Annotated in this window: 25 protein-coding genes and 1 pseudogene; 18 read left to right on the top strand and 8 right to left on the bottom strand. The window is 41.1% G+C overall.

Annotated features, from left to right (window positions below; translation table 11 throughout):
* Positions 1–46 precede the first annotated feature (46 nt).
* Genes ACGF5R_RS12140 through ACGF5R_RS12105 form a run of 8 tightly spaced genes read left to right on the top strand, consistent with a single transcriptional unit; the run spans position 47 to position 7141 of the window.
* Positions 47–1447: a DNA circularization protein gene (locus ACGF5R_RS12140; RefSeq protein WP_387691027.1), complete on the top strand. Its 1401-nt coding sequence runs from the start codon at positions 47–49 to the stop codon at positions 1445–1447.
* Positions 1444–2520: a phage baseplate assembly protein gene (locus tag ACGF5R_RS12135; protein WP_112879720.1), complete on the top strand. Its 1077-nt coding sequence runs from the start codon at positions 1444–1446 to the stop codon at positions 2518–2520. The genes ACGF5R_RS12140 and ACGF5R_RS12135 overlap by 4 nt, the downstream gene beginning before the upstream one ends.
* Entirely contained in the window at positions 2520–3107 is a 588-nt protein-coding gene (locus ACGF5R_RS12130; protein ID WP_387691049.1) for a phage baseplate assembly protein, read from the top strand. Before ACGF5R_RS12135 ends, ACGF5R_RS12130 begins: the two co-directional genes overlap by 1 nt.
* Positions 3104–3550, top strand: a complete 447-nt coding sequence (locus ACGF5R_RS12125) for a phage GP46 family protein (protein WP_113048507.1) — start codon at positions 3104–3106, stop codon at positions 3548–3550. The genes ACGF5R_RS12130 and ACGF5R_RS12125 overlap by 4 nt, the downstream gene beginning before the upstream one ends.
* Positions 3540–4679, top strand: coding sequence for a baseplate J/gp47 family protein (locus ACGF5R_RS12120; protein ID WP_387691025.1), 1140 nt, complete (start codon positions 3540–3542; stop codon positions 4677–4679). The genes ACGF5R_RS12125 and ACGF5R_RS12120 overlap by 11 nt, the downstream gene beginning before the upstream one ends.
* Positions 4676–5272 (top strand): YmfQ family protein, encoded by a 597-nt coding sequence (locus ACGF5R_RS12115; RefSeq protein ID WP_387691023.1) that lies wholly within the window; start codon positions 4676–4678, stop codon positions 5270–5272. The genes ACGF5R_RS12120 and ACGF5R_RS12115 overlap by 4 nt, the downstream gene beginning before the upstream one ends.
* A 49-nt stretch (positions 5273–5321) precedes the next feature.
* Positions 5322–6515, top strand: coding sequence for a phage tail protein (locus ACGF5R_RS12110; protein ID WP_387691021.1), 1194 nt, complete (start codon positions 5322–5324; stop codon positions 6513–6515).
* Entirely contained in the window at positions 6515–7141 is a 627-nt protein-coding gene (locus ACGF5R_RS12105) for a tail fiber assembly protein (protein WP_387691019.1), read from the top strand. Before ACGF5R_RS12110 ends, ACGF5R_RS12105 begins: the two co-directional genes overlap by 1 nt.
* Before the next feature lie 378 nt (positions 7142–7519).
* Here the strand turns inward: ACGF5R_RS12105 and ACGF5R_RS12100 are convergent, their stop codons facing one another.
* Entirely contained in the window at positions 7520–8092 is a 573-nt protein-coding gene (locus ACGF5R_RS12100) for an Ail/Lom family outer membrane beta-barrel protein (RefSeq protein ID WP_387691017.1), read from the bottom strand.
* A 517-nt stretch (positions 8093–8609) separates the two neighbouring features.
* Positions 8610–9548, bottom strand: a complete 939-nt coding sequence (gene dsdC / locus ACGF5R_RS12095) for a DNA-binding transcriptional regulator DsdC (protein ID WP_387691015.1) — start codon at positions 9546–9548, stop codon at positions 8610–8612.
* 241 nt (positions 9549–9789) lie between these two features.
* Here dsdC and dsdX point away from each other — a divergent pair, with 241 nt between their 5' ends.
* Both dsdX and ACGF5R_RS12085 read left to right on the top strand, forming a co-directional pair.
* Complete coding sequence (dsdX, locus tag ACGF5R_RS12090) at positions 9790–11127, top strand: D-serine transporter DsdX (protein ID WP_112876904.1); 1338 nt, start codon at positions 9790–9792, stop codon at positions 11125–11127.
* A gap of 415 nt (positions 11128–11542) precedes the next feature.
* Positions 11543–12874, top strand: coding sequence for a D-serine ammonia-lyase (locus ACGF5R_RS12085; RefSeq protein WP_387691013.1), 1332 nt, complete (start codon positions 11543–11545; stop codon positions 12872–12874).
* Between the two features lie 192 nt (positions 12875–13066).
* Here the strand turns inward: ACGF5R_RS12085 and ACGF5R_RS12080 are convergent, their stop codons facing one another.
* Positions 13067–14788, bottom strand: coding sequence for a phospholipase (locus ACGF5R_RS12080; protein ID WP_112876906.1), 1722 nt, complete (start codon positions 14786–14788; stop codon positions 13067–13069).
* A 409-nt stretch (positions 14789–15197) separates the two neighbouring features.
* Here ACGF5R_RS12080 and ACGF5R_RS12075 point away from each other — a divergent pair, with 409 nt between their 5' ends.
* The 4 genes from ACGF5R_RS12075 to ACGF5R_RS12060 all read left to right on the top strand — a co-directional run bounded on the left by ACGF5R_RS12075 (position 15198) and on the right by ACGF5R_RS12060 (position 17731).
* Positions 15198–15434, top strand: coding sequence for a hypothetical protein (locus tag ACGF5R_RS12075; RefSeq protein ID WP_112876907.1), 237 nt, complete (start codon positions 15198–15200; stop codon positions 15432–15434).
* Entirely contained in the window at positions 15403–15732 is a 330-nt protein-coding gene (locus tag ACGF5R_RS12070; protein WP_262978011.1) for a type II toxin-antitoxin system RelE/ParE family toxin, read from the top strand. Before ACGF5R_RS12075 ends, ACGF5R_RS12070 begins: the two co-directional genes overlap by 32 nt.
* 360 nt (positions 15733–16092) lie before the next feature.
* Positions 16093–17148, top strand: coding sequence for an alkene reductase (locus ACGF5R_RS12065; RefSeq protein ID WP_112876909.1), 1056 nt, complete (start codon positions 16093–16095; stop codon positions 17146–17148).
* A 181-nt stretch (positions 17149–17329) separates the two neighbouring features.
* The gene (locus ACGF5R_RS12060) at positions 17330–17731 is read left to right on the top strand and encodes a nuclear transport factor 2 family protein (RefSeq protein WP_112876910.1); all 402 of its coding nucleotides are present in this window, start codon (positions 17330–17332) and stop codon (positions 17729–17731) included.
* A gap of 62 nt (positions 17732–17793) precedes the next feature.
* On the opposite strand, the gene ACGF5R_RS12055 is transcribed toward ACGF5R_RS12060, so the two are convergent.
* On the bottom strand, positions 17794–18834 hold the full coding sequence (locus ACGF5R_RS12055) for a LacI family DNA-binding transcriptional regulator (protein WP_112876911.1): 1041 nt from the start codon (positions 18832–18834) through the stop codon (positions 17794–17796).
* A 278-nt stretch (positions 18835–19112) separates the two neighbouring features.
* On the opposite strand from ACGF5R_RS12055, the gene ACGF5R_RS12050 reads away from it, so the two are divergent.
* From ACGF5R_RS12050 to ACGF5R_RS12040, 3 genes are read left to right on the top strand one after another with little or no spacing between them, the layout of a single operon-like run.
* Positions 19113–19556, top strand: a complete 444-nt coding sequence (locus ACGF5R_RS12050) for a PTS sugar transporter subunit IIA (protein WP_387691011.1) — start codon at positions 19113–19115, stop codon at positions 19554–19556.
* A 28-nt stretch (positions 19557–19584) separates the two neighbouring features.
* Complete coding sequence (locus ACGF5R_RS12045) at positions 19585–19872, top strand: PTS sugar transporter subunit IIB (RefSeq protein ID WP_112876913.1); 288 nt, start codon at positions 19585–19587, stop codon at positions 19870–19872.
* 13 nt (positions 19873–19885) lie between these two features.
* Positions 19886–21142: a PTS ascorbate transporter subunit IIC gene (locus tag ACGF5R_RS12040; protein WP_112876914.1), complete on the top strand. Its 1257-nt coding sequence runs from the start codon at positions 19886–19888 to the stop codon at positions 21140–21142.
* A 319-nt stretch (positions 21143–21461) separates the two neighbouring features.
* On the opposite strand, the gene ACGF5R_RS12035 is transcribed toward ACGF5R_RS12040, so the two are convergent.
* The 4 genes and pseudogenes from ACGF5R_RS12035 to ACGF5R_RS12020 all read right to left on the bottom strand — a co-directional run.
* Positions 21462–22157 (bottom strand): helix-turn-helix transcriptional regulator, encoded by a 696-nt coding sequence (locus ACGF5R_RS12035; protein ID WP_112896016.1) that lies wholly within the window; start codon positions 22155–22157, stop codon positions 21462–21464.
* A gap of 55 nt (positions 22158–22212) precedes the next feature.
* Positions 22213–22884, bottom strand: a complete 672-nt coding sequence (locus tag ACGF5R_RS12030) for a LuxR C-terminal-related transcriptional regulator (RefSeq protein WP_112877006.1) — start codon at positions 22882–22884, stop codon at positions 22213–22215.
* Between the two features lie 80 nt (positions 22885–22964).
* On the bottom strand, positions 22965–23294 hold the full coding sequence (locus tag ACGF5R_RS12025; protein WP_262981063.1) for a hypothetical protein: 330 nt from the start codon (positions 23292–23294) through the stop codon (positions 22965–22967).
* A gap of 326 nt (positions 23295–23620) precedes the next feature.
* Positions 23621–23779, bottom strand: a pseudogene (locus tag ACGF5R_RS12020) (MurR/RpiR family transcriptional regulator); the annotation flags it as partial.
* A 755-nt stretch (positions 23780–24534) separates the two neighbouring features.
* Here ACGF5R_RS12020 and ACGF5R_RS12015 point away from each other — a divergent pair.
* The gene (locus tag ACGF5R_RS12015) at positions 24535–25155 is read left to right on the top strand and encodes a tyrosine-type DNA invertase (protein ID WP_112876918.1); all 621 of its coding nucleotides are present in this window, start codon (positions 24535–24537) and stop codon (positions 25153–25155) included.
* Positions 25156–25534: the final 379 nt, after the last annotated feature.

Genomic DNA, 25534 nt, shown 5'->3' with positions numbered 1-25534 from the left:
CTTAATTGCGGTTTTTTTGTATCTAAAATAACCACAAGGTGGTGATATGCCATTGATTAAAGACGCCATTTCATCATTTTTGGGGAAAGATCAGGGATGGAAGTGGTCTGAACATCTACACCCGGCATCATTTCGGGGTGTACCCTTTGCCGTGGTTTCAGGTGAAAGCGTTTTCGGCAGACGGCAAGCCGTGCATGAATACCCTTATCGTGATACGGCTTGGATTGAAGACTTGGGGCGCAGTAGTCGAAAAATTACGCTTCGTGGCTTTATCATTCAAGACAGCAAAGTTTATTCCGCGCCGGATGTGATCACTCAACGTAATAATTTGGTGGCAGCGTGTGAAGAAGGAGTAAGCGGTACTCTGATTCACCCCACGCTTGGGGAGTTAACTGTCAGCGTCACTGAATCGGGCTTACGTGTAAATGAAAGTGCGGATAATGGCCGGGTGTTTGAGTTCACTTTGACTGTGATTGAGTCTGGCCTGAAAGTCTTTGCCATTACTAACAGTACTGCGGCAGACAGTAAAGTGAATGCCAATTGGCTCAGAACGGCCACAACAACGGCCGCAAAATTTATCTCGATGGTGAAAGGAGAGATCCGCACTGTCACCCAGGCCGTTAAAACTATAAAGCAGACCGTTAATTTCTGGGAAAACATGGTGCAATCGTCAATTGATGAGGTGACAAATCTTAGTGACATGTTGAATTCCACGTTCGGCAGTAAACGCTACGGACGTTACAGCCGAGGCAAGATCGGCGGTTCTGTCTCCGGGGCAACCGGCGTTGTACTGCGAAACAATGACAGTGAAAACTATAAAAAGGTAGTCAATGAAAAAATGGCCGGGGCGGTGATGGGGCGAGAGGCAATATCAAAAGCCCTTTCACAACTCAACAACGCTAATTCGATTGAAGGCTTGGCTGGTGGGGTGCAGTTAGTTATCAATGTGATCATTAGCGCAACGGGCAGTACAGCAGAGAAAGTCCGGGTATTTGAAAATCTTGCCAGCTTTAAAAATACGCAATATCAGCAGAGTAGTGTTGATAGGGATGTAGCAGAAGCCACGACATTGTTACTCGTTGTTCTGTCTGCCGGGGCGATGGCGAAAACAGCAAGTGAGCTTATTCCGGCCAATCGTGACGAAGCCGCAACCATTCAGCGACGTGTTTGTGAGTCTCTTGATAACGCGATCATTAAAGCGGGTGATTTAGCGGCTGATGATGTTTTCCAGGCTCTTGTTCAGCTACGTTATGAATTTGTTGAAAGTTTCTCGTTGAAGGATGCCAAGGGAAGATTAACCCAGTTTAACTTGCCTTCTGTATTACCTGTATTGAATATCGCTAACAGAATTTATCAAGATGCTGAACGCAGTGATGAATTGGTACAGGCCGTCTCTCCCATTCACCCGGCATTTATGCCCGTTAAGTTTAAGGCGCTGAAACAATGAAAGATGATGAGTTGTCGTTAGTGATCGGCGGTCGCCGTATTTTCGGATGGGACAGTGTACGGGTAACGAGAGGCATAGAACGATTACCCTCTGACTTTGATTTGATGTTAATGGATTACTATCCCGGCAATGATGAGAAACAACTCGTAGAACCGGGTGAAAAATGTGAGGTGTTTCTTGGTGATGACAGAGTTGTAACGGGCTATATAGATAGCTGGAACCCGTCTATTTCTAAAAATAAACACGAAATCAAAGTAGCGGGACGGGGTAAATGTCAGGATTTAGTAGACTGCTCAGCGAAGTGGCCGAACAACGTTATCAGTCAGGCTACTCCGCTACAGATTGCTCAGAAACTGGCCCAATGGTACGACATTCAGGTGACCTCTGATGTTGATGACATGCCAACTGTCCCTCAGTTCACACTGAACTGGGGTGAGTCCTCGCAAGAGGTCATTGATCGCGTTACCCGGTTTGCAGCATTGCTTTACTACGACTTGCCTGACGGTAATTTAATCATGACGCGGGTAGGCACAGAACTGGCAGCGAGTGGGGTTGAGCAAGGGAAGAACGTCGAAACATCAGATTACAATAGTTCAATGAATGAACGGTTTTCTGAGTACACCGGACTTTCATTTGCTATTAGCGGACTCAATGAGACAAGTAATGATAGCGGTTATGATGTGGTCACGTTAGCAACAGCGAGTGATCCTGAAGCGAAAAAGATGCGTTATCGGAACTATGTCACCATTATAGAAAGTACGCTCATATCAGCAAAGCGATCACAAGAATCTATTGACTGGGAAATGAACCGACGCTACGGGCGCTCAAAAGTGCTGAAAGTCACAATTGATAGCTGGCGGGATAGCAGCGGTAAATTATGGCAACCCAATACTCTAATTCCTATTCATATGCCTATTTTCGGCCTTGAGAATGAGCAATGGCTTTTATCAGAAGTGACATATACACGTAACGGTGATAACGGCACACAAGCGCAATTAGTCTTAATGCCTCCGGCTGCTTTTGCCGTACAACCGTATGAGTTTTACGCAATTTTGAGAGAGACGATCAGATGATGAATGATGCAATCAGAAAGTTATCTCGACGTGTTGAAATGATGTTGGGACTCGGAAAAATTAAGACATCACGTGATAGCGGAAACATTCAAGTTGTCCAGTATCAAACGCCGATTGAGGTCCGCGATAACACGGCGAGAATGGCTGAATTTGGCTTCTCGTCTGCATTGCCCGCGGGAACTGACGTTGTGATTGGTTACTTAGGGGGAGACCGATCAAGTGCTGTAGTGATTGCAAGCAACAATAAAAAATACCGGCATAAGAATTTAAATCCCGGTGAAACAGTACTTTATAACCAGTGGGGCTTGCATATCCTGCTGACTGAATCCGGGATCACTATTGAAGCCAGGGGCCAGCCGGTAACAGTAAATAACGCCACTCAAGTGACAATTAATGCAAGCGAGAGTGTGCTCTGTAATACGCCAATTTTAAAAGTTACTGGTGATATCGTCGATAACTGCAACAGTAATACGTCAACAATGAAACAGTTACGTGATTCGTATAACCGACATGCGCATAAAGTATCCGGCGTGGAATCAGGCAGTTCAACGGTGACGAGCCAGCAAACCGGGGAGCCAGTGAAATGAGTGATATTACTTCGTACTGGGATGTGAATAAAATTCATGCTGACTGGTTATCTGGGAACGGGGATTTGGTCACAGGCAACGACTTGCAAACCGCAATAATAATCAGCTTGTTTACAGACCGTCAGGCTCGTAGTGATGACGAAATTGACGGAGTTGATAGAAAAGGCTGGTGGGGTGACGTGGGTTCGGATTACCAGATTGGTTCGCGGTTATGGTTAATTCGACGTCAAAAACTGACTGCCGCAGTAGCACTAAAAGCAGAAGATTACGCGCGTGAGGCGCTACAGTGGATGTTAGACGATGGTGTTGTAGCTTCTGTAAATATCAACACTCAAATCGTTTATCCGAACCGGTTAAACATGATTATTCGTTATCAGCGCCCCGGAAGAGAAAGCGAAGACTTAAGATTTTTCTGGGTATGGGAACAACATAATGCCATTTAAACGACAAACACTATCAGAATTGCGTGAGCAGAACCGCAGTTTTTTACAGTCTGAACTTGATGATGTTGGTACATTGCTAAGATATTCAAACATGGGCGTTCTTGCGGACATGGACGCAGGAATGTCTCATCTGCACTACGGTTATCTTGATTATATCGCATTGCAAACCACCCCCTTTACTGCAACAGATGAGCACTTAGCTGGTTGGGGGGCAATGAAAAAAGTCTTTCGTAAATCGGCTAACGCTGCGATTTGCAATGATTATTTATTTACTGGTACCGAGGGATCAATTATCCCGGCAGGGACGATACTAAATCGCGGTGACGGTTATCAATACAAAACTCTTTATGATGTTCGTATTGCGCAAGATGGCGCCGCTAATGCATTAATAACCGCGATTCTGCCCGATATTTCTGATGATGTGACGGGTGGGGGAAGTGCAGGTAACGCTGACGCAGGGACGACTCTGACTCTCGATCAGAGTATTGCCGGTGTTGATGTTCAGGGAAAAGCGGTAACGCCAATTATCGGCGGGGCTGACATTGAAAACGAGTCTGATTTTCGCTCACGGATTTTGCTTGCGTATCAAGGGCTTTTGTCCGGTGGTTCTGATGATGACTATAGGCTTTGGGCCTTATCCGTACCAGGCATTACTCGTGTGTGGATTCGGCGCCGGGCAATGGGCGCAGGTACTGTTGGCATTTACATTATGTGCGACAATAACGGCAAAGGCGGTTTCCCAACGGGTACGGATGGATTTTCCAGTCTTGAAAACTACGGAACAGCGGCAACAGGGGATCAAGCGAGAGTTGCCGATTATATCTATCCGTTGCAGCCAGTTACTGCGTTAGTGTGGGTTTGCTCCCCAATTCAACGTAAAATTGATATCACAATCAACGGGATATCTTATGTTAGTCGTGATGTGACAAGTGCCATAGCGGCGGCAATTGATAATGTATTTTTTGAAAGTGGCAATCCAGACGGGACAGGGAGAGTGCTTATATCCGAACTGCAATATGCGATTGCTGATGTGCCGGGAACGGCGGGATTCGTTATCACATCCCCGACAAGTAACATTAAATTGGGGATCGGCGAGTTGCCTTTACGCGGCGAGGTTATCTATACATGAGTCGATATAGCGTAGAAGACTATACATCAGCGTTGAACGGATTGTTGCCCGCTGGTCTGGCGTGGACTCGTCAGCATTCATCAGTCATGAGTGCCGTAGCAAAAGCAATTGCTCGCTCATATTATCGAAGTGATCGTGACGCGTGGGGATTAATTGAAGGCGCTTTCCCGGCAACGGCCACTATTATGTTGCCAGAGTGGGAAAAGTCATTAGGTCTACCCGACGATTGCGGTATCGGAGAAATTGATACTATTCCGCTCAGACAGAAAACCGTTGTCTCGCGATTATTAAGGGATGGCGGGCAGTCAAAAGAGTTTTTTATTAATCTGGCGGCAACGATGGGCTATACCATCACAATTACGGAATACCGACAAGCAAGGGCGGGCCAGTCAGTTTGTGGAGAGGCTTTGAACGGTGAAGATTGGCCGTTTACCTGGCGTATCAATGCCCCTAAAACTACCATCTTTTACGCTGTGGCCGGTGGAAGTTATTGCGGAGATCCGTTGCGTTCGTGGGGTAATAAACGGCTTGAATGTCAATTTAACCGTCTTTGCCCGTCACACACAATCTTACAGTTCGGTTACAGCAACTAATAACCCTTTATTTATTATTTTCAAATCACATTTATTGTGAGGTTTTGCTATGCAAAAAATTGGTGATATTACAAATACCGCAGATAAAAACGGTGAATTTACTAACGGCAATGTTGCTGCGGGTATTGCACCGACAATATTAGATGCAGGATGGTTTAATACCGTTCAGCGTGAATTAATTAATGCAATTATGGGAGCGGGAATTAAATTAGACAGTAAAAATGACAGCCAGCTTTTTGTTGCTATTAAAAAATTAATTGATAATAGCGCCGTAGAAATTCACGACGCCTCATTAACCCAAAAAGGCATCACCCAACTCACAGACAAAACAGGCAATAGTAATACCCTTGCTGCCACTCAGAAGTTAGTTTCTGATGTAAATGATAATGCCAACACCAAACTAGCCAAATCCCAAAACGGTGCCGACATCCCTAATAAAAGTGAGTTTGTGAAAAACCTCGGATTGGTGGAGACGGTGAATAAGGCGAATAGTGCGGTACAAATCGGTGATTTCGGGCTGGGTTTAACATACAGCAACGCTATAGCTATCGACTTTAATACATACAATTTTAAGCAAGGCGAAAGTCTCTATGTAACACCTAGCAGCACAAATTTGCCGGAAAACTTGCCGAAAGGGTATTATCGAATCAGTGGGATGGCGGGTATGTATCCCGGCGCTGGAGTTTCGCTACTGCTTTTTGCAGATAGCGCGGGCGGAAGAGTCTATAGTGCGACAAGCCGGGCCGGTCGTTTCATAGCAAGCGAGATTTATACAACAAGCAATACAAAAATTAACAGAAACGGCAGCTTAACAGTGCCGGGTTTTGAGCATCTCAGTGATCACCCCGTTGGTTCCCCCATTCCATACCCACACCGCTACACTCCGGCCGGTTATCTTACGTGCAATGGTCAATCATTCGATAAGTCTTTATACCCAAAGCTAGCAGAAGCTTATCCTGCCGGTAGAGTGCCTGATTTAAGAGGCGAATTTATCCGGGGGTGGGATGATAGCCGTGGTGTTGATCCTGGCCGAGTGTGTGGAACGTGGCAAGCTGACGAGAATAAGTCTCATAATCACACAATGCCCACAGGCAGGATGCCCGTCAATGTTGATTCAACATCGAAAACGTGGGTCGTTGTTGAAAACGATGTGTCATCGACGAAAGTATCAACATATGTGACAGGCGGCAACGAAAACCGCCCCCGCAACGTCGCATTTAACTACATAGTGAGAGCAGCATAATGACAGAACAAAAGTACTCTTTAGAACATGAAACAGCCGTATTGGGTAAAGACGGATTAGCAATTCAGGCAGGCTGGATAAAGGTTTATCACTCGAATCAGATAACGAGAGAATTCACAGTTTCAGATATTGAGTATGTGATGCTCGGTGTCAGTCTATCAGCCGGTGCTTATCCCGATGCGCCAGAACTTCCCGATTCTCACGATGTGGCCGTTTGTCGCAGTGAAGACGGAAAGTGCTGGCAAATCCTCCCGGATTACCGTGGCAAAACAGCTTACGACACGTTAACTCGCGCTCCGCAAGAAGTCACTGAAATCGGTGAACTGCCGGATACCCTAACCTTCAAGAAGCCTCCCACAGATTTCGATACGTGGAACGGCAAAGAATGGGTAGTTGATAAAGACCTTCTCAAATCTCATCAGATTAATGAAGCTAAGCAACAACAAGCAGCACTGTTACAACAAGCAAATGAAACACTCTCATTGCTACAAGACTCTGTTGACTTAGAAGTCGCTACTGACTCAGAGAAAGCCGCTCTACTCGAATGGAAGAAGTACAGAGTATTGCTTACGCGTGTAGATGTTAATCAAGCGCCTGACGTAGAATGGCCGGAAGTGCCGAAGTGATAGCTGTGACAAAGTAAATGAGGGATGGTTGGGACGGATTTGGGACGTGAAAGTTTTCATGTGTGTTCGATGTTTTTCTAACTTTTGCGAAATAGTACGTTGTGAGCCGCAGTTTTCGCTGTATCTAGTTGTTTTTAAATGTAGCTCTATACACTCTTAATCAATTGGTCCGGGGTTCGAGTCCCCGACAACCCACCAAGTTAAGGCCAATCAAACGCGTTAATTATTGGCGGCTACTCATGGTTGATAAGCTTTCTTAAGCGAGGGTCAGGCTTTCTGGCATGCAGAATTGAGTTAAGATTATTTCGATAAATCACCAAGATTGTCAATTTTGTGGAATATTCAACCCCGGTGATGATACATTGCTCATTAATTAAATTAGAAACGATAGCCGACAGTTATATTAAAACCGTTAGTAGATAAGTGATCTTTCTCGTTTCCGTCTTTAATACTAAAACGGCTACCTTCATAACCGGCAGTAATTGAGGTGTTGGTAGTTGGGTTGATAATAAAACCCGCGCCCCAACCTAAAGTGTTTTTGCTTACTGCTTCCTTTTCAATATATCCACCACTATAGCGAGGGGAAGGTCTATAGTGGGTGGAAGATTTTGCATTAATCCTGGATAATCCCAGTTGACCATATAAGCTAATATAATTATTAATCCTATAGGTCGGACCTGCCATTAGGGAATAGTACTTAATATCACCTTTTGAGTGGTAATCCTTTGTTGTCTCTTTTTCATCTCCTTTAGCAAAGGTAAACGATGATAATAGCCCCCATTGATCATCAAGCTCATATCGGTAACTCAACGTTGCACCATTTAGTGCGCTTGCATCTTGTGGCTTCACGTAGGCGTATCCGATAGAAGCTGTATTTTGTTCTGCTTGAGCAGGTAAAGTTATCGCAGATACAGAAAAGATAACTCCACAGCTTAATAACAATTTTTGCATTTCATTACACTCTATATACTTCTAAAATAAACGACTTTATAACTCATTTAAACGATTTGCTTACTAGCAGTTGTGACAAGTATCATAACTTACACCATTAGTATATATTTTTTGATTAAATTTAGATGTTATTTTCAAATAATTACATTATTACTGACTTTTTAAGGATAGAAATAGTGATAAAGACGATATAAATAATAAAGCTAGTATTAAAATCATCATGTATTAAAGGTAGAACAGTATTTGAGACGGTGGTAAGCAATATTTTCCTAGAGCTAATATACCCCATGGATTTCAAGATGCATCGCGACGGCAAGGGAGCGAATCCCCGGGAGCATAGGTAACTATGTGACCGGGGTGAGTGAGTGCAGCCAACAAAGAGGCAACTTGAAAGATAACGGGTATAAATGATGGGATTGAAAGTACGGTAGAATCCGTTGTTAAATTCTGTGGCGACTAACTGTCGCCACTTAAAATAGAGCAGATTTGTTATATCCGTTAATGGTTGGCTATATTTTTATTTGTCTATAGTTGATTTTAGCCATTGGATAAAGGCATTGACTTTCTCATTCTGTTGTTGAGGTAGGGTACAGGTATAGTAATATTGTTGACATAATACTTCAGTGTTGGGAAAGGGGGCGACTAATTCATTGTTTTCAATTTTTTCCCAAATCATATTTTTTCTTCCCATTGCAACACCTGCATGGTGTATTGCAGCAACGGCAGCTAAATCGGAACGATCAAAGACAATACACTTTTGTGATGGCTCCAGTGTCATGTCAAAGTGTTCTGCCCAAGTATTCCACTCTTTGGTATCAGAATCGTAGCTCCATGCTTGTTTATCATGCAATAGTGTGCAGTATCGTAAATTATCAATATTTCCCATTAGATTATGTTGTTCGGCATACTGCGGGCTACAGACCGGGGTAATATATTCACTCATCAGATATTGATGTGATAATTCGTTGGATATAATATCATCAAAATAGATCGCAAGATCGATACCATAACCGCGGAAATTCACATTTTCATTACCGACTAAGATGTTCAGGTTAATGGATGGATATAGCTGATTAAAATCAGCCAATTTAGGCACTAGCCAGCATTGAGTAAAGGTCGGACGGGAGTAAATAGTCAGGTTACCCGATAACTCCTGATTTTTTATTTCCAGAATTTCCTGATTTAGGTGTTCCAGCGTCGATTTAATTGTCCAAAATAAACGCTTGCCTTCACTAGTTAATTCAATTTTTCTGTGAAAACGTTGGAAAAGTTTGAATCCTAACTCTTGTTCCAGAGAACTGATTCGATGGCTGACCGCACTGGCAGTGATAGCTAATTCGTCAGCAGCCAAAACAAAAGAGCAGTGGCGAGCAGCTATCTCAAATGTATGCAGCTTTGATAACTGGCTTCCATTGAGTAATTTATTTACAACCATGAAATTATCATCTGTGTACATATTTATCGTGTTTCTAGTTCATCGACGACGGATAATACAACCGTATCATTAAGGCGGTATGTTTCAGATAGTTTTAGTGATTTAAATCGCAAATAAAGTGAAAATTTTGATCGGTATCACTGAATTGACTCAATTTGATTCATGCATGACTATGTATTAATCATTTGTCAAAAATTGAATATTCATATTCAATAATGAAAATTCGTGTGACGAACAGAGGCTAACTGTGGGGAATGATTAAGTGGATTCACAACCTTGGGTGATTGGTACGTTACTCACAAGTATTGTGTTAATTGTATTTACGATAATTAAATTAAAAATTCACCCTTTTCTTGCGTTATTATTAGCCAGTTTTTATGTCGGTGCCTTAATGGGAATGAACCCTGTTGAAATGGTGAGCGCCATTCAAGGGGGAATCGGGGATACGTTAGGTTTTTTGGCCGTAGTGATTGGTCTGGGGACCATTCTTGGTAAGATGATGGAGATATCCGGCGCGGCAGAGCGTATTGGTATCACATTGCAAAAATGCCGATGGCTGTCACCCGATATCATTATGGTACTAATTGGTCTGGTTTGTGGTATTACGCTGTTTGTCGAAGTAGGGGTGGTATTGTTAATTCCATTGGCATTTTCTATTGCCAGGAAAACCAATACGTCACTGCTGAAATTAGCGATCCCGTTATGTACAGCGTTGATGGCGGTTCACTGTATTGTTCCTCCACACCCGGCTGCATTATTTGTGACGAATAAACTGGGTGCAGATATTGGTTCGGTGATTGTTTATGGGCTGATTGTTGGCCTGTTTGCAGCTTTGGTGGGTGGTCCATTATTTCAGAAACTTCTCGGTAGCCGTCTGCCTTTTAAATCGGTTCCGGCAGAATTTTCTGAAATTGCAGTTCGTAAAGAAGAGAATTTACCCTCTTTAGGCATGACATTGTTTACTGTGTTATTACCAATTGGGTTAATGTTGGTTAAAACGGTTACTGAATTAAATATGGAAAAAGGCACCACGTTTTATATGGTGCTGGAATTTATTGGTAATCCTATTACAGCTATGTTCATTGCCGCGTTTGTTGCCTATTACACCTTGGGCATCAAGCAAAATATGGGAATGAGTATGCTGTTGACGAAAACAGAAGATTGTTTCTCTTCTATCGCCAATATTTTATTAATTATCGGCGCGGGCGGAGCATTTAATAGTATTTTAAAAGTCAGTGGCCTTAGTGAATCGTTGGCTGTTATTTTGTCGAGTCTGGATATGCACCCAATTCTTTTGTCTTGGTTGGTTGCCATTATTTTGCATGCGGCGGTTGGTTCTGCAACAGTCGCAATGATGGGAGCAACAGCAATTGTTTCGCCTATGTTGCCGTTATATCCAGATATTAGTCCTGAAATCATTACATTGGCTATTGGTTCCGGTGCTATCGGCTGTACTATTGTGACTGATTCACTGTTTTGGTTGGTTAAGCAATATTGTGGGACAACGCTCAGTGAAACTTTTAAGTACTATACAACCGCAACACTTATTGCGTCTGTGGTTGCGTTGATTGGGACGTTTCTTCTTTCTACCATTGTGTAATGGAAAGAAGCAACAGCTCAGTTTGAAAAATAAGAATAAGAAGTGCGAAGTGTCAATACCAGGGAAGCCTATAAAATAGGCAGCTTTTATAGCTAAAATAATAAACAAAATAAACATTAACGTAGTAATCGAAATAAGGGGAAGATAAAAAATAAATAAAATATGATGTGCTGATATTGGTAAGAAGTTGTAGTAAACATAACATATTGAATATAATAAAATTCTAATAATCGAAAAAGCAACAGTTGTTTTTATATACCCTATGGATTTCAAGATGCATCGTGACGGCAAGGGAGCGATCCACGGGAGCATAGATAACTATGTGACCGGGGTGAGCGAGTGTAGCCAACAAAGAGGCAACTTGAAAGATAACGGGTATATACCAGGGAAACACTCATCTTGGGTTAATACATATATGAAAAGTACTGAAATTCAACAATTACTAAATGAACATCCGTTAGTAAAAAATTTGATGGAATTAGAGGAAATCTTCTGGCTTAACCCTTGTAATACCACCTTGAAAGAGGGATTGCCTTTTGTCGGTTTGGGCGCTGATGATGTTGAGGATGCTGAAGCACGCTTGGATCGTTTTGCGCCTTATTTATGTAAAGCTTTTCCGGAAACAGCCGTCACACATGGCATTATTGAATCAGAAATAGTGGCTATACCTACGATGCAAAAAACACTGGAGCAACATTATGGTGTGGGTATCACCGGGAGAATTTTGCTTAAAAAAGACAGCCACTTGCCCATTTCCGGTTCGATTAAAGCCCGTGGTGGAATTTATGAAGTGTTAACTCACGCGGAAAAATTGGCATTACAGGCAGGGTTGCTTTCTGAAAACGATGATTACAGCAAACTGTTTTCAGAAGAGTTTAGACAGTTCTTTAATCAATACAGCATTGCTGTAGGTTCTACCGGCAATTTGGGGCTGTCCATTGGTATTGTCAGTGCAAAACTGGGCTTTAATGTCAACGTGCATATGTCTGCCGATGCTCGTGAATGGAAGAAGCAAAAGCTACGTTCACATGGGGTCAATGTTGTGGAACATGAGCTAGATTATGGGGTAGCCGTAGCCAGAGGGCGTAAAGAAGCCGAATCTGATCCTAACTGTTTCTTTATTGATGACGAAAACTCCCAAACGTTGTTTCTGGGATATTCTGTCGCAGGTGGACGGGTAAAGGCGCAGTTTGAGCAGACGAATATTGTGGTTGATGAAGATCACCCACTATTCGTTTATTTGCCGTGTGGTGTCGGTGGCGGTCCTGGTGGTGTTGCATTTGGATTGAAACTGGCTTTTGGTGATCATGTGCACTGCATTTTTGCTGAGCCGACCCATTCTCCCAGTATGTTGTTGGGGGTATATACTGGTTTGCATGACAATATTTGCGTGCAGGATATCGGAATCGACAATATCACTGCTGCTGATGGTCTTGCGGTAGGCAGGGCTTCTGGCTTTGTTGGGCGCGCGATGGAACGTTTGCTGGATGGGTTTTATACTGTTCAAGATCAGGAAATGTATAATCTGTTGGGTTTACTGGATCGTGATGAAGGTATCCGGTTAGAGCCTTCGGCGTTAGTTGGGATGGCGGGTCCTGCTCGTGTGAGTGGAAACCTTGATTACCTGAACAATAAGAACCTTTCAGCAGAAAAGATGAAACAGGCTACGCATTTGGTTTGGGCAACCGGCGGTGGTATGGTGCCCGATGATGAAATGACAAAGTACTTGGCGACAGCCAAAATCTAATTGGTATCTTTCACAGGGGCAATCCGGTTGCCAGCATCTGGTTTCTCAGGTTCGAGGTCCTGCTGGCCTCAAGGCTATTACTGAAAAACGCGTTGATTTGGTTTCCTACCCTGAAAAGTCATCTTCTTAATGTTTTTCAAGTGATATTCCCGCCAGCAGTTGGCGGGAATAACAGTACACTTGTTACTTACATCAAACATTTTTGTAATTAAATGAATGTGTTCCTGAATATTTCCACAACGGTTCCCAGTAGGATTCTATGAAAGCTTTCACCGCATCTTCTCCCTCAATAAGATAGTTGAACTCCGAAAGATACCCTGGATAGAGATTATCAGAACCAACCACGTAGAGTTCATCATCAATTATTGTTACTTTTGCATGATTCCCAGGAGCAGGGGGAACTTTGGGATATACCGGACCACTCGCTTTAATTAAGGACCGGAATGGGCGTCCTATAGCACCTTCCTGTGGAAGTCTTTCAGAAAGAGACGGTTCTTTTAGCGTAGCAGTATAAGAACTTTCGTCCGCGCTTGGCCATTTGTATGTATTACCTTCAATCAAAAGATCTTCAGGTACTTTGTCTGTAAAGAAAAAAGGGGCAACCTCTATTCTTTTCAGTGCGGCTTGCCTGATTCCATCCGGATCTTTCAGCTTCTCATTGGTATGCTCATCATGTGTCAAATAGTATTTAAATAATTCAAACGTTCTTTTGGCTCCAGAACCAAAAGAATATTGATCACCAGAAGCACCTGCGGCTGCATCAAGTGGCGATACAACAATTTGAACTTCCAGCTCGGGGTTAGCAAGCAATGCTTCTATCAACCATCGGCACACATGGTGATCTCGCCATTGTTTTTTCCATGCACTGACAAGATCCTGTTGGGACATGCGGATTTTTTTCTTTGCATTCTTTATTATAAACTCTTTCATTATTTCGGAGCCTTTTTTATAATCCGTTCGCATATCAGGCCCAGACCAATATTTACCTACGGATAATATCCTGCTTGTTTTCTTATATTCTGGGTCCTTAGGTGGATTTTTTAGGCATTCTTCTTTTTTTCTGTCTATATATTCAGTAATGTGCTCTTTTTTTAATGGATCTGCCGGCTTTCCCACAATACCATTTGCATTAACCCATCGATTTTCATCTATATCAAAGAATTCTTTAGTTAAGAGGTCTGTATCAGCCTCCCACATGTTATTTAAAAATAATTGTGAGCTTAATGATGCCGTTCCTATAACTTTAACAGAGACATCATGAACTGGAGGGTAGTTTTTAAAAAGATCCATATTTAAATTATGGCCCCCGACAAATGATTCAATTCCATCAACTGCGATAATTTTTGTATGATTCCATGTCATTCTGGTATCAGCTTCTGGAAACATTTCCTCTGGCAGCACTTTCTTCTCTAATGATACTTTGAGTCCGTCTACTATCCTGTAAAACCGACCAATCCATATTTCAGGTATACACTCCCAATTATCTCTCCTTTCTTGAATTAATTTAATAATATCATCCTTCAATGCCAGATATTCAGGAGTACCTTCAAAGTATGAATTCACACCGTTTAACAAAGATGTCGGTGTTTGAGCGAATAAGAACCTTATCTGAGTTCTGTCCTTCCTGTCTATTTTTTTGGTAAATGCGCGATCGATAGCTGATAGGATAACTTTTCTCCACTCTGCATCCGGGGCATTCAAGGAGGAAATATCGCAGCGATAACGCATGTTTTCCAGAATGCTGACAATAGCCTCTTCAAATTCCACTGCTCTTTTAACCGCCTGTGGCATTATCTCTTTTCCAAAAGGAAGCCCCCATATTTTGGGAGTATCAAATATTTTTACATAGTTGATTTCACTTGTTTTATTAAAGTAACCGTCCAGTTTTTTTTGTAAACCATCCAATAAATTCATATATACATCCTCCAAGCAACAATTTTTTTACATATCAACCAACAGCCTGCCAGCATCAGGCAAGCTATTTATAATCATAATCAATTTTTGAGGGGGGGAAGTTAAAAAAGATAGAACCGACTTCGCATTTTTAAAGGGGAGATAAATCGATTTTTCTGAGTCATAGGTCCGTAATTCAGGCGATATCAACAATTCAATGAAGCCAGTTTTATTGAGGATGAGAATAAAATTGGCCTTGCTGTGTCTTATTGCGTTGAGCGGGGGATTTTGAGAGATTCCCTTTTATATCATGGGGATAGAGATATCGAAATTGTAATTAATAATTGCATAATGCGATAAAATGTTGCATTTTATACACGTGCATTTTATAACACATGTAGTACAAAATCCCAGAGGGGTAAACTAAACTATGGCTATCAGTATACGTTTGGATGATGATTTCGTGAATGATGTAAAAATTCATGCAGCAGCTTCAAGCAGAAGTGTACCTAAGCAAATCGAGCATTGGGCTAAGATTGGCCGCATTGCGGAGGATAACCCTGATTTGCCGTACTCTTTTATCCTTGATTCTTTACTGGCAAAAAGCGAAGTCAATAGCGGTAAGGTGTCGCGTTATGTCAGAAGGACAAAAAGATCCAAAGATTGAAGTTTATGAAACAAGACGTTTCTCTAAGGCATTATCTAAGTTATCTGAGGATCTTCTTACGATAGTAGAAGATGAGATTGATAGAATAATTGATAATCCTGAAATCGGTGAGCAGAAGAAAGGTGATTTAAGTTTCCTTCGAGTTCATAAATTTCAGTTAAATAACCAGTTAACATTGCTTGGTTACTGTTGGGTTGAAGAGAAAATAGAGTTATACCTGCTGAACTTTGGCTCTCATGAAAATTTTTATCAGGAACAAAAGCGACACAGAAAAGCAGATTTAAAACTCATTGGATAGGGGCTCTATCCAATAAAGCGCGTTTCAGGGCTGCGTATTGCGTGGCCTTTTTTACACTACTCATTCAATAGACCCTTATTCACTTAAATCAAAGGCTACAAGCGGCCTATACCCTATGGATTTCAAGATGCATCGCGACGGCAAGGGAGCGAATCCCCGGGAGCATAGGTAACTATATGACCGGGGTGAGTGAGTGCAGCCAACAAAGAGGCAACTTGAAAGATAACAGGTATATATCATTCTCAAGCAAAGTCATTGTTGTGTTATAACATTATTAGTTTGTTTCTGGTATGACCTGGCTATGCAGCTATTGATGATTTGCAACGAAGTGCATTTATTAATCTATATGAGAGAAAAAATATGCCTACACTTTTTGACCCAATTCGCATTGGTGATCTCGACTTGCCAAATCGCATCATTATGGCTCCTCTGACACGTAATCGTGCAGAAGGAGAAGGGCGTGTCCCTAATGCGCTGATGGCGGAATACTATGCTCAGCGCGTTTCTGCTGGTTTGATTATCAGCGAAGCGACTTCAGTAACTCCGCAAGGAGTTGGCTACGAGAATACGCCGGGTATTTGGTCAGATGAGCAAGTTGCTGGTTGGCGATTGGTCACGGATGCTGTGCATGCTGCTGGTGGGCGTATTTTTATACAGCTTTGGCATGTGGGGCGGATATCGGACCCTGTTTTCCTTAATGGAGAACGGCCAGTGGCGCCAAGTGCAATTGCGGCTGATGGTCATGTTAGCTTATTACGCCCAAAACGTCCTTTCGTGGTTCCACGGCCACTTGAGTTTGAGGAGATTCCCGGTATTGTCGAAGCATTCAGGCGCGGAGCGGAAAATGCGAAAACGGCAGGGTTTGATGGAGTAGAAATACATGGCGCCAATGGATATTTGCTCGATCAATTCTTGCAAGATAATGCTAATCTGCGCACAGATCAGTACGGAGGTTCAGTCGAAAATCGGGCTCGATTACTGCTGGAAGTGACAGACGCTTGTATTTCAGTTTGGGGATCATCACGTGTTGGCATGCATTTGTCCCCACGTGGTGGTTATTACTCTATGGCGGATTCCAATCCTGTGGCGACGTTTGGATATGTAGCACGTGAACTTGGTAAACGAGGTATTGCTTTTATTTTCTCACGTGATGCTGTGGTTGATGGTGACTTAAGTAAGGTGATAAAAGAGGCTTTTGGGTCAATCTATATTGCTAACGAGGAACTTACTCAAGAAAGTGCCGAGCAAGTTCTTGCTGACGGCCGGGCTGATGCAGTGGCTTTTGGTCAATTATTCATCTCCAATCCAGACTTACCTCACCGGTTTTTGGTTAAAGCGTCATTTAATGAACAACAACCGGAAACTTTTATGGTTCCTGGGGCTATAGGCTATACTGATTATCCAGCTCTTACCTAGGTAAGGGGATATCTTACCCACAATGGATAGCCTAACATGAAAGATATTCGAATTGTTTTTCGGGGATGTTAATTTAAAGCTTTAATGGCGCTTTTTGGTTGAACGTCCCAAGATATCCGGCTGGCTCCTTTTATAAGAGCCGGTCATATTTCATTGCAGGATAATTTGAAGGAGAATGATAATGTCAGATTCATTAAATGTATCTATTGTTCGTCGTTTTTACGACTCTATGGGTGATATCGATGTTCTTCGCCAGATCATGGCGAGTGATATTATTTGGGATGTTACCGAAGGATCTCGGTATGGTGGGGTTTATGAAGGAATTGAGGATGTATTAAATAATTTTTTTGTGCCGTTTTTAAATGATATTGATGAGTTTGTGGTGGACAGTTCTGAATATTTTGAGTCAGATGATCATATCATTGTTCTGGGTAATTATTTGGGACGGGTGAAGCGTGGCAAACGGTTCATTTCTCGTTTCGTTCATATATGGACAGTGTGGGATGGGCGGTTAGTTAAATTACAACAAACTGCCGATACGCTTCAAATTGAGCGTGCTCATACAGATTATGCTATTCGGTGACATCGGTTATTATGCCAGCAATATTAACTGAGCCAAACAATAGCATAGGGTGATCAATTTTGCTAAGCACTTTGTCCAGGCTCGAACTTATACGAAAATAGGTGATATCGGTTGTTTTGATGTTTTGTTTCATCTTCACCTTGTTGTTTGAGCAGTTTTATCAGCAATTTTCCGGTGTCCCTGCCTATTTGGGGATAATCAATGCGAATTGATGTCAGTGTTGGCTGTGTGTGGTCACAATTATCTGAACCATCCAGACAAGCAACAGCCAAATCAGCGGGTATTTTAAGTAGACGCCGCTGACATTCAAACATGACTCCTAAAGCAATCACTTCATGACTACAAATCACACCTTCCAGTTCAGGTTGACGTAATAACATTTCAGTAATTGCCTGGCGACCAAATTGCATGCTAGCCGTATCCGAAGTAGTGATATTTTGGTCAGCATTCTGATAGTGATGCAGCATGGCTTTATGCCAGCCATTAATTTGCTGATTGCGTAAACGGCTGTCCATTTGGGCGCCAATATAACCGATATGCTTGCGGCCATTATTCAACATATGTTCAGTCAACGTATAGGCAGCTGCGGAAAAATCGGTTTCTATATTAATCGTCGTCTGCTGTTGATGAGAGCTTGCAACATTAATAATGGGAATATTGATATGAGAAATATTGCTGTGGGTTTTATCTGCCAATTGCGAACTGAAAATCACCAGTGCTGCTGCATTGCTTTGCAGTAGTGTCATGATAATTTCGGTTTCTTTATTATGGTTATATTCATGACATCCAAGCAAAACTTGAAAGGCATGTTTATTCAGCACTTGTTGCAGTGACTGTATAAATGTAGCGCTAGCTTTATCTGTCAGTGAGGGCACAAGTACTGCAATAATATTACTTTGGCCCGAAGCAAGTACGCCGGCAGCGCCATTTGGGATATATCCCAATTCTTGTATAGCGTGTTCAATTTTTTCTCGCAATTTATCCGATACCACTTCTGGTGTTCTCAATGCGCGTGAAACTGTCATTGAACCGACACCAGCATACTTAGCAACATCTTGTAATGTTACTCGCCCTGTATTACGGCGTTTTCGTGTCTTTTTCATCAAAATATTTTTCTATTTTTTTAATTAACGGCTATGAATTTGACGATGGGATTCTACCTGATCTCAGGCAAGCCGTGGGGAAAAAACCATGATGTACTTTCGCTTTATGGTGAATTAATCAAATAACAAATGATAGCGGTATCACAATTATGAGTTACGATCATAGATAGCGCTATCATTTGTGACTAATATCACTAGCAGAAGATAAAGATAGAAAACAGAAGATAGAGGGTAAGAGGGTAGGTAGAGCGGAATGAGATTTTAATTAGGGGAGATTGATGCTAAAGACGTTACTCACCCAAGATGTGATCCAAGTGATACCGGATGCTAAAAATTGGCGCGAAGCAATCGCGATTGCTTGTCAGCCTCTGGTGGAAAATGGTGCCATTTCTTCTTGTTATATTGATGCTATTTATCGTTCGCATGAGGTAATTGGTCCCTATTATGTTGTTGGGCCGGGAATTGTTATGCCACATGCCAGACCGGAACAAGGGGTTAACAAATTAGCTTTAGCGTTAACTGTGATTAGCAAAGGAGTGGAGTTTGGTTCTGAAGAAAATGATCCGGTTAATTTGTTGATTGTCTTGGCAGCAACTGATAGCAACAGCCATATCGAAGTGATCGCTAAACTTGCCGAACTATTTGATAATCAACAAGATATTGCATTACTGATGAGTGCCGAAAGTAAAGAAGAGATTCTTGCCGTGATTAACAAGTATTAAGTCGTTATTTTTGCTATGGGGTAACAGTATGAAAATCACTGTCGTTTGCGGACATGGGTTAGGTACCAGCTTGATGATGGAAATGAGCATCAAAAATATTCTGAAAGAGATGGGAGTAGATGCCAGTGTTGATCACGTCGATCTGGGGTCAGCAAAAGCAACTCAAAGCGACATTTTTGTCGGTACTAAAGATATTGCAGAACAACTGGTTATTCAGGCAGTCGATGGCAAAATTGTTGCGCTGGACAATATGGTGGATAAATCGGCAATGAAAATACGTCTGTCCGTGGCATTAGTTGAACTTGGTGCACTGTAACCGGGGGATTGTCATGGAATTTTTTCATTTTCTGATGAGTGATGTTCTGTCAGAACCGGCGATTTTGGTGGGGTTTATCGCGCTTGTTGGTTTGATCGTGCAAAGGAAACCGGTGACTGAATGTATCAAAGGTACTATAAAAACCATTATGGGGTTTTTGATCTTGGGGGCGGGTGCTGGATTAGTCGTCTCTTCACTGGGGGGTTTTGCTGAAATTTTCCAACACGCTTTTGGTATTCAGGGAGTCGTACCAAACAACGAAGCAATTGTTTCCATTGCGCAAAAGAGTTTTGGTAAAGAAATGGCAATGATCATGTTCTTTGCTATGGTGATCAATATCTTGATTGCACGTTTTACACCGTGGAAATTTATCTTTCTGACTGGGCACCACACATTATTTATGTCCATGATGGTCGCGGTGATTCTGGCAACAGCAGGGATCAAAGGCTCGATGTTGGTGGCTATTGGTTCTGTGGTTGTTGGCGTTGCTATGGTTTTCTTCCCGGCGATTGTCCATCCATATATGAAGAAAGTAACAGGTTCTGACGACGTTGCCATTGGGCATTTTTCCTCGCTTTCCTATGTTCTCGCTGGTTTTATTGGCAGCAAACTAGGAAATAAGGCCCATTCAACCGAAGAGATGAATGTTCCGAAAAGCTTGCTGTTTCTGCGTGATACACCGGTTGCCATCTCTTTTACGATGGCGATTATTTTCATGATCAGTTGCTTATTTGCTGGTGGTGATTTTGTGAGGGAAGTCAGTGGTGGGAAAAATGGATTTATATTCTCGCTAATGCAATCTATTACCTTTGCCGCAGGTGTATATATTATTCTGCAAGGTGTGAGAATGGTCATTGCAGAAATTGTTCCTGCATTTAAAGGAATTTCTGACAAACTGGTCCCAAATGCTAAACCTGCGTTAGATTGCCCGGTTGTCTTTCCTTACGCCCCTAATGCAGTATTGGTAGGATTCTTGAGCAGTTTTGTGGCTGGTGTTATCGGTATGTTTGTACTGTATGCACTCGGTATGACGGTCATTATTCCCGGTGTTGTGCCGCACTTTTTTGTTGGTGCGGCGGCCGGGGTTTTTGGTAATGCGACAGGGGGGCGTAGAGGCGCTATTCTTGGGGCTTTTACTCAGGGCTTTCTGATTACCTTCTTACCCGTATTTCTGTTACCCGTTTTGGGGGATATCGGTATTGCCAACACGACATTCAGTGATGCTGACTTTGGCGCATTGGGCATTCTGTTAGGTATTATTGTTCGTTGATTGTGGAGTATCTGGATCTTGGAATTGAAACAGGGCTATAAACACCCTGTCTCTTGTCAAAATGTTGATGTAAACCATTCGACCATGATAAAGCACCCGTCAGTGCTCATGAGAATTTCTTGGTTTCATCGTTTTTTATATAAAGTCTTCAACAGAAATAGAAAAGTAAATTTTCAAAAAAATGATTATTTAGTCACGTTTTTAGCCCTTTATTTTGATTTATCAAATTGTTATCCATATATCAGTTAGGGGAAATTTAAGCAAAATTCAGGTTAATTAAACAGGTCAGAGAGAAATATGTAATAATGAAATCGATTATTTATAGCAAAATATGGCCTATAGATTGAAGGTATTGGGGGGGAATATAAAGATCATAACTATTCTCTTTGCAAAGTGTTCTTAACTCAATTGCTGAGCTAACTGATAGTTTCTCATAGATACTTTCGAAATATTTTTCCACAGTGCGATATGAAATTTTCATTTCGTCAGCGATATATCTATTACTAACGCCACGGCAGAATAAAAAAATGATTATCCATTCTTTCTCTTTTAATAGATTGTTAGGTTGTTGAAATCGAATTGATATAGGAATATTGTTCTCCATATAATGAGATACAGTAAAATTATGTATTTCTCTTGCGTGAGCAATTATACCAATACACTGTTTATTTTCATCCATTAACGGATATTTATCACAGAAATAGGATGTGGCTTGTTCATTTTTTGCTTGAGGGTAAGTGCTAAGAGATGATATTCGTTGCATACCCTGTAACACCTTATGATCATGTTCCTCAAAAAGATGAGAGAATTGATTCACTGGTGAAGGTAATTCTTTATCGGTATACCCAATAATATCAATATTTTCAGGTAGCTTATTAGCTTTGATAAACATTTTATTTGCATAAATAAAGCGGAACTCCTTATCTTTTACAAACCACGGTTCTGAGCTTTTATCCCACATATTAGTTAATTGAGGAGTAATAAAAGGGACTTTTTTACATCCTGATTGACTCATATTTGACCTTTATAACATTATTACCTTATAAAAAATTTGAATAAATAGACGATATTTATAAGTAAGACAATAAGAACCTTTTTGGTGCATAGAGATCAAAACTATTTAGTCGGCAATATTCCTCCAGTTGTGAGTCTGAGTTAACTTTCAATTTATTATAAATCTTTCTTATATATTCCTCTATGGTTTTATCTGAGATTTTGAGTAATTGACAGATTTGTGTCCTACTATATTTTTGTAGAAAAAGAAAGACAATTTCCCATTCCTGTTCAGTAAGGAGATGAGTCGGCGATTGAAACATAATAGAAGTAGGTAGTTTACTGTGAAATAGCCGAGCCAGTGAATTATCCTGAACTTTCCAGGCATGGAAAAGAATACCGATGCATTCACCTTTATCATCATCGAGTGGAAATTTTTCCTGGAAATAAGATGATAAAACTTTATCTCGCCCAAAGACATGTGTCTCTAATGATAAAATACTTTCTCTATTTTTTATTACCTGCAAATCATGTGTAATAAAATCTTTGGCAAATTCATTGCCCCTCCAGGGAATATCACTATCATATTTACCTTCATAATCATAGTTGGCATTTATATTTTGGAGTTTAATTAATGCACTATTACCATAGAGAAAACAGGAAGATTTATCTTTTACTCCCCACGGTTCATTGCTTGCTTCCAATGTGTTGATTATTTGTAACGAAGTGGTTGAATTTTTTCTAGTCATATTTGTGTAATATTTTGATTTAGGAAAACATAATGCTTTCTTGTTGCAAAAATTTTTCTGGTGTGTCGAGATCAACATCGTTAAGACAACAATATTCTTTTTGTTTTTGGTCGATGTATTTTTGTAAAACACAGACAGGTTAGAGAGAAATCTTTTTCTTTATTGGCATCAAAGAGAGTATTAATACAACTTCCTGAATTTTCATATTTTGCAATAGGCGAGGGTAACTCACTTGCTGAAAGTTCGGTAATATCAGAATTTTCAGATAAGTTGAGTCGTTGGCAAAAAAGCGGATTTGCATAGATAAATTTTGACCGGCAATGTTTAGTTTCCCAAAAATCATGACTATTTTCCCACATGTAAACTAATTGCGGAGTAATATTATTTTGTTTATTTTTTATATTTAACATGGCAACTCCTTAATGAGTCTTTAAATCATTATCTGAAGCGTTTTTTTAATGATTACACTTAAAATAACCTGAATATATAAGAGATTGCAATGATTAATTCGTAAAGAAATAAAATTTATTGATTTTTACACATATCTGTTAATTAAATAGTTTATTATTCTGTGTAAAAAATACCTCTATGTAAAAAATATAAGTATTAATATTGTTTAGTTCTGAAATTATTTAAATCGTCTTTATACAGGTTTGATTTAATCCTTAACATCTCTTTCTCTGTTTTTATTTTCCTTGGCTGTCGAGATCATATTGTATAGCTTGTACTCAATGAATTAAGACGTTGCTTGTAATAATAGTAAATCAATGAACATGATCAGATTAGACTCGAATGAAGTTATTTCGTTGATTTCTGCATCGAAATAAATTGCCTCGTCATACAGTGCAAAGTGCACATCAGCTAGTGAAGCTAATGGATTAGCAGATGAGCGGGTAGAGGATGCGGATCACTCCTCAACGTCAATTAACGGGAAAAGTAACATGTAACTTTTAAACGTGTGAGTACACTCGCAAACCAAATTTTGTTGCAAATGATTGGCGGAGGAGGGCAATAATGGGTCATAATATTGAGGTTTAAAAAATTTATAAAAGGCATCATTGATGACGACATGGATAAAATCTGGTAGTGATCTGAAAAGCTGGATATTGTATCTAGCTGATATACCAGATCATTCTGCATAGAGAATCGTCTACCTGTGTTACCAGTTTGTTAGATTTGCTGTCTGCCGGGTTCCTCTAGCAAAGATAGAGAGATTAAATGTTTATCGGAAGCCGGCAAACATTGCTGCATCAACATCCTTCCTTAGTGATTTGAACCAGATATCAATCTGACGGACATGTCCTTTTGTTAAAATGGTTATTGGGCCTATCGCAGCGATTTTTGTTGGTAATTCTAGCCAAAAAGTCTTATTTGGTGGGGATCGGTTAATTGAATCACTATTTTTCTTTTGGCCTTGTGATGGTAAGAATAGGGGGGGATTACCGGAGAACAGACATTGAATATCTATCCATTACGCAGCTTGAGCATAGATCAAGTACAGGAACAGGGTTTTCATACAGTCATCTGCCGCCATTTCGGTGCAGGTTTAATTACTATGGGGGATTTAGGGTTGGTTCCGGGTCTTAATCAGTTACAGATAACGCAGCATGTTAAATGCGTTGAAACAAAGAATATTTGGGATAGACCATAATGGGTCAGCGAAGACATCTAACGCAACACGAAGTGGAAAGTATGCTGGAAATGGCGAAAAAGAGCCCTAATGGGGAGCGCGACTATTGTCTGGTATACATGAGTTTTGTTCATGGCTTACGTGTTAGTGAAGCTAGGTATCTACGGATATCTGATCTGGATTTGGAAGATGGAAGTTTATATATCCGGCGTTTAAAAGGCGGATTTTCTACTATTCATCCTCTTTTGGGCTATGAAATCCAGGCGATCAGGGAGTGGCTAAAAGTCCGTAAAACCTTCCGAGGGGCAGAAAGTGATTGGTTGTTTCTGTCGCGTACCGGAAAACCACTAACTCGCCAGCGCATTTATCAAATTATTAGTCAGTTAGGGAGATTGGCTAATATTTCCGTAGGTTCTCATCCGCACATGTTGCGCCATGCCTGCGGTTTTGCACTTGCAGATAGGGGAATAGATACGCGGTTGATACAAGATTATCTTGGGCACAGTAATATTCGCCATACTGTGCGGTATACTGCCAGTAATGCAGAGCGTTTCCACGGTGTTTGGGGTGTAAAAAGGAATCGGCATCGGGAATTACACTTTGATTATGTCCCACAGGAAAATGCTTGTTCAATTGAATAAGCGATTCTGATGTATGCGCCTGTTAAGGCGCATACATAAAAACCATCTGTAGAACTCGCTTTTCTTCTTCTTCACCTCGTAAAAATAAGCGTTTCGGAAACCCTTCAACTATTTCCAGAATAGGGTAAATAACCGGTCTAAAATCTAGGGTATTTAATGCCGCAGTTTCGCTGAGACTTGTTTGGATTGCCTCATTGATAAATGCGGTTAAACCTGTTCCATCTGTCGATGAAAAAAATGTTTCACAGAACCCTCAACATCGACATCTCTGCCAGCATAGGCAAGCACACTCATCTTGGGAAGGTTGGTGAATGGCAAGTGAGTTATTGGTTTACCAAATCTGTTAAACCGAAGATAGGCAAAAAACGATGGCAGAAAA

Origin of the sequence: Photorhabdus sp. RM71S, from assembly GCF_042879355.1 — a bacterium.
GTDB classification, from domain to species: Bacteria; Pseudomonadota; Gammaproteobacteria; order Enterobacterales; family Enterobacteriaceae; genus Photorhabdus; species Photorhabdus kayaii.
This window is presented reverse-complemented; position numbering and strand designations above follow the sequence as displayed.